The organism is Aeromonas piscicola (assembly GCF_000820005.1).
Taxonomy (GTDB): Bacteria; Pseudomonadota; Gammaproteobacteria; order Enterobacterales; family Aeromonadaceae; genus Aeromonas; species Aeromonas piscicola.
The window spans coordinates 122,792-137,908 of the sequence record NZ_CDBL01000034.1 but is presented as its reverse complement, the minus strand read 5'-3'; the positions used below and the strand labels follow the sequence as shown (position 1 = coordinate 137,908).

Annotated in this window: 6 protein-coding genes and 4 pseudogenes; 5 read left to right on the top strand and 5 right to left on the bottom strand. The window is 51.5% G+C overall.

What is annotated here, in order from left to right; all coding sequences use genetic code 11:
- The first annotated feature begins 335 nt into the window (after positions 1 to 335).
- Positions 336 to 1,544: a tyrosine-type recombinase/integrase gene (locus BN1128_RS06510; RefSeq protein ID WP_042867127.1), complete on the top strand. Its 1,209-nt coding sequence runs from the start codon at positions 336 to 338 to the stop codon at positions 1,542 to 1,544.
- 24 nt (positions 1,545 to 1,568) lie between these two features.
- Positions 1,569 to 1,848 (top strand): annotated as a pseudogene (locus tag BN1128_RS06505) (IS5/IS1182 family transposase); the annotation flags it as partial.
- A 196-nt stretch (positions 1,849 to 2,044) separates the two neighbouring features.
- Here the strand turns inward: BN1128_RS06505 and BN1128_RS24525 are convergent.
- A complete protein-coding gene (locus tag BN1128_RS24525; RefSeq protein ID WP_167335798.1) occupies positions 2,045 to 2,536 on the bottom strand; it encodes an META domain-containing protein in 492 nt (163 codons plus the stop codon).
- 107 nt (positions 2,537 to 2,643) lie between these two features.
- Here BN1128_RS24525 and BN1128_RS24520 point away from each other — a divergent pair.
- A pseudogene (locus BN1128_RS24520) lies at positions 2,644 to 2,973 on the top strand (integrase core domain-containing protein); the annotation flags it as partial.
- Positions 2,974 to 3,046: 73 nt separating this feature from the next.
- Here BN1128_RS24520 and BN1128_RS06500 read toward each other — a convergent pair.
- The 3 genes and pseudogenes from BN1128_RS06500 to BN1128_RS06495 all read right to left on the bottom strand — a co-directional run bounded on the left by BN1128_RS06500 (position 3,047) and on the right by BN1128_RS06495 (position 5,985).
- A pseudogene (locus tag BN1128_RS06500) lies at positions 3,047 to 3,749 on the bottom strand (SIMPL domain-containing protein).
- 706 nt (positions 3,750 to 4,455) lie between these two features.
- The gene (locus BN1128_RS24515; RefSeq protein ID WP_167335797.1) at positions 4,456 to 4,767 is read right to left on the bottom strand and encodes a cupin domain-containing protein; all 312 of its coding nucleotides are present in this window, start codon (positions 4,765 to 4,767) and stop codon (positions 4,456 to 4,458) included.
- Between the two features lie 427 nt (positions 4,768 to 5,194).
- Positions 5,195 to 5,985: pseudogene (locus BN1128_RS06495) on the bottom strand (IS5 family transposase).
- Positions 5,986 to 6,194: 209 nt separating this feature from the next.
- Here BN1128_RS06495 and BN1128_RS06490 point away from each other — a divergent pair.
- Together BN1128_RS06490 and BN1128_RS06485 are read left to right on the top strand one after the other, a co-directional pair.
- Positions 6,195 to 7,052 (top strand): GyrI-like domain-containing protein, encoded by an 858-nt coding sequence (locus BN1128_RS06490; protein WP_042867318.1) that lies wholly within the window; start codon positions 6,195 to 6,197, stop codon positions 7,050 to 7,052.
- A gap of 66 nt (positions 7,053 to 7,118) precedes the next feature.
- Positions 7,119 to 8,870, top strand: a complete 1,752-nt coding sequence (locus BN1128_RS06485; protein WP_042867125.1) for an amidohydrolase — start codon at positions 7,119 to 7,121, stop codon at positions 8,868 to 8,870.
- Positions 8,871 to 8,953: 83 nt separating this feature from the next.
- Here the strand turns inward: BN1128_RS06485 and BN1128_RS06480 are convergent, their stop codons facing one another.
- Entirely contained in the window at positions 8,954 to 14,971 is a 6,018-nt protein-coding gene (locus tag BN1128_RS06480) for a TcdA/TcdB pore-forming domain-containing protein (protein WP_042867124.1), read from the bottom strand.
- Positions 14,972 to 15,117: the final 146 nt, after the last annotated feature.

Here is a 15,117-nt window from a genome sequence, read left to right as displayed (position 1 = left end):
ACACACCCCAGCACATTACAAAATCAGAGCTATCCCACAGTTTATGCTACCATTTCGCCATTTTTCTGCATAAAAACGCAATTGAAAACCGAGCAAGGAGTAGAAATAGCACATAGTAAAAAGGCCATCCTTTCGGATGGCCTTTTTGGCTGAATAAATGGCGGAGGAGGTGCCCGCCGTAATTAAGTCCAATCAACTCCACACCAATCCAGCAAGCCCTTTACTATCAGCACATTAGAAACAAACACCGTCCAATCCATCCCAATCACATATTACCACTGCGCATGCTTGGTGGCATACTGAGTGGCATATTCAATTCTCAAGGAGGTTACCTGATGGCAATCCTCACCGATACCAAAGCCCGCAACATCAAGCCTGAAGATAAGCCCCTTGCTCATGGTGGCGTCACCGGGTTGACGCTACACCCCTCTACCATCAAGGGCAGAGGAAAGTGGGTGTTCCGCTATGTCAGCCCACTGACGAAGAAACGACGTAACGCTGGCCTCGGGACTTATCCTGAGATCTCTATCGCTGACGCTGCTCGAGACGCCCAGGTAATGCGGGAACAGCTGGCAAATAATCTGGACCCACTAGAGATCCGGCTGCAGGAGCAGAACAAGCCGAAGATCCCGACCTTGGAAGCATCTGCCAGACTGGTTTACGAAAGCTTGTTACCAGGCTGGAAGAACCCCAAACACGGTAAACAGTGGATTACCACATTGGAGCAATATGCCTTTCCTGCAATTGGCGCTATCTCCATTGATACCATCACCCCAGCCCATATCGCTTCCGTTTTGCAACCGATATGGCTGACGATCCCGGAAACAGCAAGCCGTGTTAAGCAGCGCCTACACGCAGTGATGGCTTGGGCATGGGCTCATGGCTATACCTCTGCAAACCCTGTGGATGTGGTGAACCACTTACTACCGGCTCAGCCAAGCAAGTCAGTGCGAGTAGAGCATCAGCCTGCGATGCCCTGGCGTGATATCCCTGCATTTGTGCAAAAACACCTGAGAACAACGCAACAGTACGATGTAACCCGCTCAATGCTGGAGTTCTTGATCCTGACTGCTTGCCGTTCAGGTGAAGTCAGAGCCATGAAGTGGTCAGAAGTAGACTTGGAAGCAAGGATCTGGACCTTGCCTGCTGAGCGTATGAAGGCCAAACAACAACATCGTGTTCCGTTATCTCTTCGCGCCGTCGAGATTCTGATGGGATTGCAGGGATTACACGATGAACTGGTATTCCCTTCGCCCCGAGACCAAGTTCCGCTCTCGGACACTGTGCTGACTATGTTTCTGAGAAGAGCTAAAGCGGAGAGTTGTACTCTTGGTAGAATGGCAACTGCTCATGGCTTTCGTTCGAGCTTTCGGGACTGGTGCAGCGAGCAAGGCTATGCGCGGGATCTCGCTGAACGAGCGTTAGCCCATACAGTTCAAAACAAGGTAGAAGCTGCATACCACCGTACTGATTTGCTCGATCAGCGGCGCCCTATGATGGATGCGTGGGCTGAGTTTGTGGCTGGTGATCTACCAAGCAAATAAGAAGGAAGCGGCCCTGATGGGCACAAAGGGGCGAGAGCCTGTATCCCGCCTCGCAAGAATACAGGGCTATGAAAGCCCCCATGCTGGTGATGCGCAAGGAAGGGCTGGTGCACTGGAAGAGAAGATATCGGGATATCACCGCCGCTCGCTGGCGGAAACAGCGATGTCCCGGTTCAAACAGTTGATGGCAGGGAAAATCACGCTACGAGAATACAACGGCCAGGTAGGAGAAGTGATGGCGTATGTAAGTACGATAAACAAACTGAATACCCTGGGTCTACCTGTCAGAAAGCCCCGAGTGTAGTCACCTGGGGCTGGGTAAGTCATGACTTGCTGGCTGATTTAGGCAACAACGCCCCCTACAACATGTTCAAGAAGGGTCTGAAATTGATACCGAAGGAAGTGCGCATTAAAGTAGCGTAAACAAGACACCAGTTTGAGGCCGGTGTCAGGTGATAACTAGATCTGCACAGGTTGGGTATATCCAGCAAACGCATAGCCTATTCAGCTTGTTCACTTTTTGCATTATCATGTGAAGGGACTCGACGCGTAAGCTCGAGGATTGAAATGCCATCTTTGTTATAAAACACAAGCTCATTTTGGAAAAGATGATAGCTACGTGTGGCTATGAGTGCTTGTCGTACCTTATACTCAGCGTCAGCTAACTCATCACAAAGAACCGCCGTTGTAGCTCCAGGCGTGAAAGAGATATCTTGTGCATTGGTTTTATAGATTCCACTACTGCTATTGCATCCGAAAGAAACTCTAAACACAGATTTTTTTTCATTTTGACTTGGCATGTCGAGGAATAAAACATTATTAGCAGTCCGATCAATATTTTCAATTTTATCACCGTAGATCGTGGTAATACTCCAGTGAGAGCCGGATAAATATCCCTCACCATAATTTCTTATGCGCTCTTTGACTGATATTGGATGGGGCTGGCTGCATGCTGTAAGCAGTAGTATCACGAGGCCAATGAATTTTTTCACTAAGAACTCCATTTTGTGTATATTTTTGGTGAATTTTGCGACTATACATTATCTCTACTGTTATGATGACATCAACTTTCGTGATGTTTGAATCACCCCTGCTTCCATACGACAGTGACACTGAGCAAGATGTCATGCGGAGGTCTGTCGAACGTCGCTTCGGGGATTCGTTGCCGGCCTCACTGGTGGAATGGCTGACAGATAATAGTTCGGCGTATCGAGCCCATGAGACTCGCGCGTTTGCACGAGAAATCGGGTTGGGGCCCAGAACGACTGCGGTGAGAAGCCCACAGAGCAACGGTATAGCGGAGAGCTTCGTGAAGATAATGAGGCGAGGCTATATCGAGATGATGCCGAAACCAGATAGCCGAACAGCGGTAGGTAATTTGGCCATAGCGTTTAAGCATTATAACGAGCACCACCCGTACAGCGCTTAGGGATGAACCCTAAGCGGGAAAAAGTGTCTGGTACTATGGGGTCAAATCCATACACAAGCTGCAAGATAGAACATCACTCCAGTAGGAAGACTATTTTAATATCGTCTGTTACCTTGACCTGCTGTTGTTGATAGCTATTATCCTCCACCATCAACGTATTGACTATATATCCACTCTTGAGAACACTACTGTAAGCAGTAATGGGCGATCTATTTAGATACTCCACACTGTATATTTTTCCAAGCTTCATCCAAAAAGCCTTTGCAAGAGAGTCAGCCTTGGTTTTGGCATCTTCAACAGCCCACTGTCTAACCTGCTCTCTGATTGTCTGGGGAGATTTCAATCCATACTCAATCTGTGATACAGACTCCAATCCGGAGTTAAGCGCGCTATCCATCAAGGGGCTCAACTTGTCGAGTTGATAGAGTTTGACTATCAAGTGCCGTTAAGCACGGTAGTCCAGCAGTACCGGTTTTTTGTTATTGGCATATTGATACTCCGAAGAGACGATCAGATTCCCAGCTTCAACATCGCTACTCTTGATGCCAAACTTTTTCAATTGACTGAGGAACGCTCCAACCGTTCTATCGGCCTGTTGTTTGGCTTTCAGACCCTGTTTATCCAACACATTCACTTCGATGTTGAGCGTCAGCATATCGGGTTCGACTTTCTGTTCAGCGTAGCCGCTGACCAGCAGGTCGGGGGAGGGGCAGAACTTCAATCGCTAACAGCAGAGCGCTGACGACGAGAGAAAAAAAGCAAAAAGTGGATAACACAGAGGTAAAAACCTCAATAATAAAGATTGAACTAACTATGCCAGCGTATATAAGGGTTTGATATATCGCGCAATATAAAGATGAATCTTTCATTTAATAGGATTAGTTGAGGCTAATAGCGCTCATAATGTCGGAAATCTAGCTCTTGCCTACCATAGCCAGCTTGGCATAACGATAATTACCAACACCTTGCCATCAAAGTGAAATGAGCAACGCGACAAGACTTGTCATAACCATGCTGGCCCAGCAATCAGCCCCCTACTATTTTCCATTATAGACTGGCAATGATACAAAGATTCACGTCTATTAAGGGCAAGTAGGGACATATCTTCTCTACAGTGCTAACCGATGCGACCATCGTTGACATCGATTACCAAATGTAGCATAGCCAAGAACCAGAAAATACTGACGTCGTGTACCAAAATTGGCGAAAACTCTCCACCCTGTGCTATAGGAATGCCCCATAGCGAGCTCTTTGTAATTAATTTATCAACCCCCGGCCCCGATGGAACATATAAATGTACCCTACCAGAAAAAGACCTATTACACCTTGGATTTAGAACTTGGCAAATTGAAGCGCTCTCTATAAATCCTACACCTAGGAAATAAATTATTTAGAGTGACACTGCTTGCTTATGAATTAAATAGCTTATATCCATCAATGATAACAATAGTTAGGTTTGAAATAAAACTAGAGTGAGCATCTCTATGAGCAATGATATCTACATTGTGTATCATGATACCAGAGAAAGCCAGAAAGCGTGCCCCCTTGTTCCGGTTCCATCCAATGTATCGTATTAGGTGGAATGGTGATTATATCTCCTACGGAGACGGGTATAGATTGCTCTCCTGAGTAAACAATACCGGAACCTTCTAAAACAACAAAAGTTTCAAACACGTCATGCTTGTGTTCCCTCCCCTCCCTTAAAAAGGTGATGATTTCAATTGTCGGATTTTCATTTAAATGAAAAAGCTCTTTTTTATAACCAAAAGAAGTTTCTTTTGAAATGTCCTTCACTTTAGCATACCCCATCCATTTAGAATTGATGGCAAGATTATAACTGGCGAATGTAAAGTCACAACAAAAAACAGGTATGACCAGAAGGGGGGTATATGCAGCGCACAAAGTATATTATATTTAGACACTTTATGCAGGAAAAGCAAGATTGGAAACGCGATGCCTCATTCTACTTGTTATTATGTGCTAGCTCTTGTTCTTTTTTTTAGTCTAAGCAACCTATTTTAAGCGCTCCATTGCCAAAATCACACATTGTGAACAGGATTAAGGATATTACTAACATGATTATTGCTCATTCTACTTTGTTAAGTTTGCTAACTCGATTTCTGCATTGGTCAGTCTCCTAATGGGATGATCTGTTCTATCAACACGGCCTTGTTGATCAAATCAGAAGCTGGATAGCCGTTCCCCACCCCATTGGGACCATTCAACTCACTGGTTGGCGCGCAGGCATACCAAGTCCTATGAGCTTGTTCATGACTTTCACGCCAGTCAGGGTCTCGCCCATCTGGGCGTTGTAGTTCATCAGACTCAGTTTCGGCCCAATGAGTTGCTTGAACCGGTACATGGCCGTCTCGGCTATCGAGCGTTGTGATAGCCGGAGTATTTCTTCCATTGCTTCAGTTCACCGGCCTTGAGTGCGGCCACCGCTTCGTTGCAGGGATGGCCATCCTCCCACATCTCCACATTCTTTTTCGGCGGCATGAGGTCGTTGGCTCCCTTCTTTTGCTGTAGTGCATGGCAGGCCTTGGTGTAATACGCTCCATCGGCACAGACCTGTTTTATCTTGCGTCACAAGGGGTTGAGCAGCATCGGCAACACCTCGTTATCTGCCACCGTCTCCAGGCTGACTTCGGCTGCGACGACAGTATGGGTAGCGGCATCCACGGCCAGATGGAGCTTGCGCCAAACACGGCGCGTCTCCTTGTCGTGCTTGCGAATTTTCCATTCGCCTTCGCCGTAGACCTTGAAGTCAGTGGCATCAATGACCAGGTGAGCAATGGGACCTTGGTTGGGTAAGCGGTACTTTATATCAAGTGTCTTGGCGCGCTTGCTGATGCAGCTATAATCCGGCGACTGCAAAGGCACCGCCATCAGTTGGAACAACGAATCGATGAAACCCTCTAGGGCTCGCAACGGCAGCTTGAACAACCCTTTGAGCATCAAGGCTTGGTTGTATTGTTGCCAGTTGCTGGTCTTGTGCTTGGACTTGCCCATCTGATGCTCTCGGTGGTTGCTCTTCAGGACCAGGTCACTGAGGTTGCAGATAGTTTAGTTCACCGATTTGAGCAACAAGGCCGCCGCAACCCCTAGTCTGGACAGATTCGACAAGAGTTGGTTGTTCTGATTAAATCGGACTTTGATACTTATTTTTTCAGGCTGACAAGGAGTCCGCTCTGGATTATCGCAAACCTGTGTTCAAGGCGATGGACTACATCAGCCACCATCTGGATGACAACCCGAGTCTGGATGAAGTCGCAACGGCGGCCGCCATCTCCACCTTTCACTTCCACCGCATTTTCAAGACGATGGTCGGCGAGACTATCGCTGGCTTTACCCGGCGCCTGCGCATGGAACGCGCCGCCCGTCGCCTGCTGGCCTCCCCCCAGAGCGACATCACCACCCTCGCGCTGGCTGCCGGGTTCTCCAGCTCCCAGAATTTCGCCAAGGCCTTTCGCCTGCACTTCGCCATGAGCCCCTCGGAATACCGCCAGCAGCAAGGGGGAAACTGGAAAAGCAAGATTGGAAACGATCCCCTTCCCTTTGAAACCTATGATGACCTGGTCATGCACCCGGTCACCGAACACCCGGGTCTGTTGCAGGGGGCAAGCGTCAAGCAGATGCCCGCCCGGCGCGTGGCGTACATGCGCCGCCTGGGCCCCTATGGCAAGGAGACCTGCGAGCAAGCCCATCGGGATCTGCTCGCGCTGTTCGCCTCAGACGAGGCGCTGACACCGGCGGGCACCCTGAGTCTCTATTGGGATATCCCCGATATCACAGATGAGACGCACTGCCGTACTGACGTCTGCATCGAGCTAGGGCCAAAGATCCCCGCTGGGCGCCAGTTAACCACCCAGACCATCGCCGCGGGCCCCTATGCGGTATGCCAGTTTATCGCTCGCGGCGATCAACTGGTCGCCAGCTGGGAAACAGCGTTTCGCTGGTTAGTGAGCAAAGGGCTGATCTGCGACGACCGTCCGTATTACGAGCAATACCACGCGGGCACTGACCCTGACCGGGATCATTACGTGTTTGATATCTGTATCCCGCTTATCAACCGATAAGCCGATACCCCATTTCCATTCACCCACTTCGGTGCCTTCGGGCGCCGAAGCGACGGAGTCATGCCCATGAATATCAAAACGCTGCTTCTCACCAGCCTGCTGGCGAGCCTTCCTGCTGCCGCCAATGTCCAGTCACAGAGCCAGACTCTGATCTTTGGCGGCACCATCTACAGCGGCGATCCGGCGAACCCTCACCCGGAGGCGGTCGGCATTGAAGGTAAAAAGATCGTGGCGGTCGGCAGTTACCAGGAGGTCAGCGCCCACCTCGGCAGCCATGCCAACCGGATTGATCTGAAAGGGAAGTACCTGATGCCGGGGCTTATCGACAGCCATGTTCATGCGGCATTTGCCGGCTTTCAGGGGATGACGGTTAACTTTCCAGATGCCATGAATCAGGTTGAGCAGGTGCAGCAATTTCTGACCCGCAGCAAGGATGACCCCCGCCTGACACTGGGTGATGTGCAGCTATACAGCAATGTCTCCCTCGACTACTGGCATCAACTTCCCCTGCTCGACCAGGTGTTCAATGGCCCGCAATACCAGCAAATCCCCGTAGTGCTGGCCGGTTCGGATGCCCACACCGGTTGGGCCAATCAGGCCATGCTGCGCAAGGCAGGCATTGATGCCGACTCCCTTGCCGGTCGTTATGCCCCATTGAAAGGCAATTTTGGCCTCACCCCATCCGGCAAGCTGAGTGGCTTTGCCTCGGAAGGCGGCTGGGATGCCATCCTCAAGGCGCTGCCCCCCGTCAGCGACGAGACGATTGCCAATGCCATAATGACCGCCGCCAAGCAGCTTAATCAGGTTGGCATTACCGCCTGGATGGACCCTATCAGCAACATTCGCCCCCTTGCGCCCATCTTCAACGCCGAGCCGGATCGCCGCGACACCGGCCTGCTGCCGGCGTACAGCATGCTCTCTCGGGAAGGCAAGCTGACCGGGCATGTGTCCACGCTGGCACTGGTGGGGATCCACGCATCGCCCGCCATCATTGATGACGTATTGGCGCTGCAACAGCAGTTTCAAGACGCACCGGACGTCAAACTGGTAGGGATCAAGATCCTGCAAGATGGTGTCATCGAGTTTCCATCCCAGACCGCCAAGTTGAGCGAACCCTACCTCAACCGCCCCGGTTACAGCGGTAAAGACGATCTGGACAAACAGCGTTTCAACGAGCTAATCCGCACCGCGGATGCCCACCAACTGATCGCCCACTTCCATGCCATCGGCGATCGGGCCGTCCGTGAATCCCTCGATGCAATCGCTTATACCCGGGCCCACAATCAGGATCACCGCCTGCTGCACAGCATCACCCATCTGGAGGTGGTGAGCCCGGCCAGCATTGCCCGTTTCAAACCACTCAATGTGGCAGCCTCGATGCAACTGCTGTGGGCCGGGAAAAACGTGGCGACCACCATGCTGCTGGAGGGGAAAGTGCCCCCAGCCCTGCTGGCCCGCCTCTATCCGGCAGGCAGCCTGCTGCAAAGCGGCGCCATTATCGCCGGTGCCAGTGACTGGCCGGTCTCGAGCCCCAACCCTTTCCTCGCCATGTATACCGCGATCACCCGCCAGGGGGAGCTTGGCTTACTGCCCCCCGCCAGCGAGCAGATCAGCCGTCAGGCTATCTTGCAGGCGTATACCCTCAACGCCGCCAAGGTGATTGGGCAGGAGAAACAGATAGGGTCGATCAGCGTAGGCAAGAGTGCTGACCTGGTATTGCTGGATCGCAATCTGGAGCAGGTGGCGAGCGAGCAGATCAAGGAGACCAAGGTGCTCTGGACCATGTTTAAGGGAAAACTGGTCTATAAATCCCTCTAGTACAAGTTTGCCAAGCTGAGTGATGCCCTTATCGAAGAAGAAATAGACAAGAAAGGGCGGCCTTATGGCCGCCCAGTGCAGGACTATGACTTACTAACCAAGCTGGAAAGCGCCAAGATGGAGGAGGACATAGGCAACGTCTTAAGTTGTTCCATGACTGAAGCCAACTCGATACACTGCGTGTTAAGCACTAGTGTAGGGCCAAGGCCATCTTCATGCAGTTTGACCAGTAGAACACTTGGATGATTACGGTCATATATTACCAGCTGGGCCCCCAGCCTCTGTACTAATAGACTAGTAAGCTCAGTGTCCTGCAGGTTGATTTGGGAAAGATTGCTCTGATCATCGATACTGATTCGACGATAGTGCGCTCTGTCTTGCTTCCCGATCATAAACACAGGGCGTTTGCCATGCGCAGCGACCTGCACGCTGGTAGCCTTAGCTAGGCGCGGCAACGTGATGTGATCATCAGCACCTTTAGCTGCAATGAGTGACAGCATGTTCCCCTCCAATCTGCTCCAGCTAAAGGCTCCTAAGGTGCGGGCAGGTATGTGCCCTAACGCATCCAGAACAAGCAGTTTACTGGTACTACGATCCACGACATAGTGCATCTCACCATCAGACTCTTGGCCAAGGTACTCATATACATGTCTCGAAGACAGCCCCTTTCCACTGAGTTCATGCCGTTGATTACTCAGATACCAGTTAACTGACGCCTCACCGAGACGAATAGCTGGGGCCAGTTCCACATCCTGCCTCCAACTACCAAAAGCGTGCTCCAAGTCTTTGGACTGGCTAGCCAGCCAAGTATCACTCACTGCGACCAGGGTGGCAGGAGTGCCTAATGACGCGTTCATAGGAAGCTCCAGCACACATCCACCGCTCACAATACGCAGCGTATTACCAATCCTACGAGCTGATTGCACGCCATCACGCAAGGTTAGAAACGCTTCGGGATGCGTTTCGACAGAAGCAACCTCTAACGAAGCCGGTACTAGAAAATCGCTAACATGTTGTGGGATGGGTTGGCGATAGAGGATCCCTGCATCGTTATCGATAAGCCAGGCATATTGTTCATCTGGACTTACACCCAAGTAGCTCAACCGACGACCATCTAGCGCTTTGTTCGCCTGTATTACACGCTGTAATGCTACATCGTACCAAGCGCTAACTACCTGCTTGTCCGAATTGGTAAGGCCAAGTAGGGCAACCCCATCAAGAGATGGATTATTGCCCGCTGCTTTGGCTAGTGCATCAGATAACTTGTTACGGTTGACCTCAAGCCACTGGCGATTCAGTGCGGCCAGTACCGAACTACCCTCACGATCCTGCAAGTACACTACGCCCTCCTTGGTAAGGGCAAAAACTTGTCCTCCGTCCGAGAGTACAGAAGATAGTCCCGGCACAATCAGGTCACTGGCTATACCCGATTGACCGCGCTGTAGATAGAGTTTATTCGCTTTATGGCTGTAGAAATAGAAGACTTCACGCTCAGGGCTGTCGGTAGGTAAACGTCCTGCAAACAGCAGATCCTCTGGCAGCGGTTGAGCCAAGTTAGGGCGAATCACCCCTTCAGGCAGTGGTGCATTAGGATTAACCCAAACGCGTTGGTTCGCCCCACTGAGCTTACCCGATACAGTGACAAGGTGTCCGAACTCTGCCTGCACCTGTTCGTGAGCATCTAGGTCTTGCGAAGGGGCCTGCCAGCTGGGTTGCCCAAGTAAAGCAGCTGCTTTGTCCTTGCGGTCGAGGGAAGCGCCTTTAACCAGGGCCTCTAGCAGCGTTTCGTCGCCATTAATATTCACCAGACTCAAGCGTGAGGGTTCCACCAGATAAGTACGCAGCACGATCTCGCCACTACCTTGCTCTTCCACTTGCTCCCAATAGAGATGAGCACCCTCTTGCCAGAACCTAGCATGGGTGATGCGACCATCACCAAACGGCCTATACTGGCTCAGTACCTCTCCCGTCGCTATTTCGATACGCCACAGGCTATTTGCAGCGCTAAACCAAGCGTCCTCCCCTTGAACTGCAACCAACTCTGCTTGTGCCAACCACGCGGCGGCATCAGGGCGTCGTGTGTAGATAAAACGGCGTGTTTTAGTCTCATAGAAAGCCCGCCCCACTGGACCGTTCAATCCATTGGGATGATAGTTATCCACCACCACATAGTGGCTCCCCAAATGCGGCTCCCGGCTCAGATCATCAAGATGGGCGCGCAGCGCATCCGTGTCCTGCCACTTGTTTCCATCTTCACGCACCAAGGTCACTTCATTCGTGGCCAGGTCCACCCGGTATGCTTCCTCAGGAAGGATGACTAGCACCTCTCCCATATCAACCCCATCAAGGGAAATGGTGATATCACCGACAGTAAGATTACGCTCTTTAAGAGTAATGTAGGCTTTATCAAGTTGGCGGGCATCGAGCTGCCAGCGGCCGCCAGTACCATGCAACGCAAGAGTTGCCCCTGAACGCAGTACTACCTGATATTGGCCCCCGTCACCGTGTAAGGCGTAGTGCAACACCCCCTTTAACTCGTCGGCTAACTCGCGCATCAGGACTAGGCGATCGTGACTGTCCAAACGAACAGTAACGTCAGTTGGCTCGTACTGTTGGGTGATTCGACGCACCGTGAATTCGCTGGGAAAAACATAGAAGTCGTAATCGAAGGTCCCTTTACCCTCGAGCCTTCTCAGCACATTGAAACCTGGGTCGTGACGAGTCGTTGCCCCCGGCAAAGCCAAGTATTCGTAACTGATGTAAGAGCGCGGGGTAGCTGGGAGTAGCAATGGTTGTTCACCAACAGGCAGAGAAGCCGTTTTTGCGTACTTAAGTTCATCCCGAATATCAAGCGCTTGGGCTTTATCACGCACAATACGTGGCATATCCCCCACCCAAAAGAAGTAATTTATATTTCCTGAACCTGTAGGACCATGATGGGTACGATAGAGGTATTGGCTGCCAAAGGTGAGTTCATGACTCACCAAATCCAACTGGTTAATAACCGCGCCATCCAAAGGCGCCAATATGGATTGCTCCCCAGCCAAGGTCCGGATCTCATACCCCCCGCGCTGGTAGGCTTTGTCGATTTGCTCGAAATAGCGTCCAACCGCCTTGGCGTCTTCGGCCACGGCACCAAACCCCTGTGCCAATGCTGAGAAGCCCACGCCTAGCCCCGCGACGATAACACCAGCGCCCCCCAGAAAGGCCCCTGCGGTGGAGGCGCCCATAACACCAGCACCAGCTCCAGCCGCGCTCATCGCCAAGCTAGCAGAGTCAAACGCTAGCTGCGTACCGAAAGTAGCCTTTTCTACTTCGTTACTCGCTTGCGAAAGCTCAAAAGCATCTAGCCCCACATTGGCTATGCCAAACAATAATCCTGCGCCTTCGTTGGCCGCATGACCGATAGCCGTCACAGAACCGTTAACCAACGGTTTGGCCTCATTCATCGCGACTTTGTACAGAGCAACCACCTTGGCCGTGTCCATGACAGCACCATGAGCCAACTGTGCCAAGTTCACATAAGTGTGCACCGCCAGTGCTTGGCTCAACTGTGGAGTCATGGCTGGACGAGCAGCATCGTGCGCACGCAGCAACCCCATGATACTTTGTGCGGCAAAAGCAGCGTTCAGACCATCAACGTGCTCTACCTGTTCGATACCACTGCGCAGAAGCAGGCGCCCCTTCTCAAAAGTGTAAGTCCCCTTGATATGCGAGAGAATCTCCTGATAACGGTTACGGAAGCGCCAGACCCGCACATCTTGAGTGTCTATTAGCTTGAGCGACCCATCAGGCTTCATGAACGGCAGGGTGTAGCTACCAGTGTCTTCTTCGGTCATGCTCTCGAGCAACGGCACCCAGTCAGGCTGAACCGTATTGCGGCTGTAAAGGTCTCCTATCGCGTTATGATACCCCTCAGCCAAGTTCAGGCTCTCGAATGTATAGAGGTTGCTCTTGAGGAGAGTATCCCGTGCAAGGGCATCATTTATCTCAGCAGCAGTGCCTGCTACTTGCTGTGCTACGTACTGCTCGCTACGTCCAGCCGGTAAGGCAAGTTCAGCCACAGAGGTCAACCCACCTGTCAGAGGAACCGCCGCCATTGCTTGCGTATCAACAAGGCGCACCGCGAAAGAGTTTTTACCGTAAGCCTGGTAATACTTGCCAAAACCATTTTTCACAAAGTGGCTTTCAAGCCCTTTGCGAAATGCCTTTATGTTCTCAAACTTTACCACTGCGAAATTCGGGTCATAGAAGTAATAAGTGGGGAGGCTCCCCTTCTCCATGCTCTTCCCTACCAACATGCTATGGATCTTAGTGTCGATAACAAAAAAGGTGCCTTCCGAGGCCTTGTCCAGTGTGTTAACCAAGGTATCCAGCGTCTGCTGACCCAACGCAGTTTCAGCGCTAATAGCGGTCGAATTGGAGTGCAAGGACGCTAGCGCACTAAAAACCCGAACCCCGAATTCCCCGCCCGGCATGGCGGCCGCTTCATAAATTTCTTTTGCCAGTGCAGTTACCCCGGCCTCCCCATTGACGGCCAAAGCCACTGACATGGCGCGAGATAGCGGCAGGCAACGGCCGGAGGAGCCATTCAGCAAGAGGTCCTGAGGCATGAGTTGTACAACACGGCCTCCTGAGTCCTCAAAGGAGTGCTTTACTTTTAGCGTCGTATCAAGCACTTGTTGGCGATACTTCTGTTGCCAACGGGCCTCAATACGTGCGGTCAACGCTCCTTTTTGCGTCAGAGTCAGGGGGTGCTGCTCATCGAAAAACCGTCTCAACATCACTTGTAATCCAGCCCCCTCCACAAGCCCAGTGATGATAATTTGTTCTGAATGATCCAGCCCCTGCCTGTACTGCTCTCGGCGCGAACCTGTGAAGTTATCCAGCACCCGCTTCATGCTCACAAAGCGATCATAAAAACGGCTATCTTGTCCACTGGCAAGATTTCCGTCGATCGCTACTGCGGCATCAGTGCCAAGCGCATGCTTGCGTTGCAGCCATAACCAGAGACTTTCTTCGTTTTTCCAACGATCAAGCACTTGCAAGTTAAGGCTGCTAAGGAAGTCCTTGGTTATCTTGAGTGCAACCAACTTTTGCTGATTCAAAAATGAATGCGGTTCGGCACGCAACGCCAAGATCTGCCGGTTAAGTTCTGCTACACCACCGGTTTCACGCAATGCCTGTTCGACTTTTTGGCGAAAGTTGTTCCAGTCACTCAGTGATGGATGTGCTGTGGAGTTACCCTTCGGCATGGGATCCGCCGCATTGAATGGATGATCCTTTGGGAACTCCACCAAGTTTAACGATTTCCCCAGTTCTATCAGAGCATTGCGTGCCGCTTGACGGTTGTGTTCAAACTGCGCCAGTTTGGTGGTCACCACCTCAGAAGATTCAGGCCTCCCCGCTTGCATAACTAGAGGGGCGCCTTCATCTCCTTCTCTTTTAGCGTACCATGCATCAGCCACTCCATCCCCTTGGCGCACATGCTGCTGCTTCTGTATCAGCAACTGCCAACGCCCTTCTTTAAAGATCATGAAAGCTGCACCATAGCGGTGCTCTTCGTTGGGGCTTGCGTAGTCGTGGTAGTCTGCCTTCATCACAACCTTGTCGTAGAGCAGTGAGCTACCGACACGCCCATCGTGGAAGACCCGAAATCCTCCGTCCCTCTCAGTGACGATCACCGAGCAGCCGCTAAGGGTGCCGGTCATCAATAAGGTACCCTCGGGGACCTTGGCAGGAATATCTACGTAAGCAGGTGCCGGGTTGCTCGCACCATTAAAACCGAGGAAATAGGACGGCACGGTTCCGGGTTCATTACTGGCTACATAACGAACTCGGTACCCATCACGCGCAGGTTCAAGGCGAGCCCACGCTAATCCCCCAAGGGACTCCTGAGAACTGATTATCATTGTGTCGAGGGTATAACGTTCAATAAACGCTTGGGGGTCTTGTATCAGGGCACTTGCCGCTTGCTCACTACTGGGGAATGTGCGGATTGCTTGTACGGGAGCAGCTAGGACTGATGGAGTGAAAGTGCCGGTAGAGCCCAGTAATAAGGAGGAAATAAGCAGCGCCAAGCGGTGTTGCTTCATCTTCATGGGTAAACTCCATTATATTGGTGATGTGGCGTTTCCAAAGGGAGAAACGAACAAATGACCGAGTCTGGGGGGCGAGGCTAGTGGGTTCGTTAACAAGCAAAGAAAAAATTAACCGATTGAGTAAACTGAAATTTTATACGTGAAGC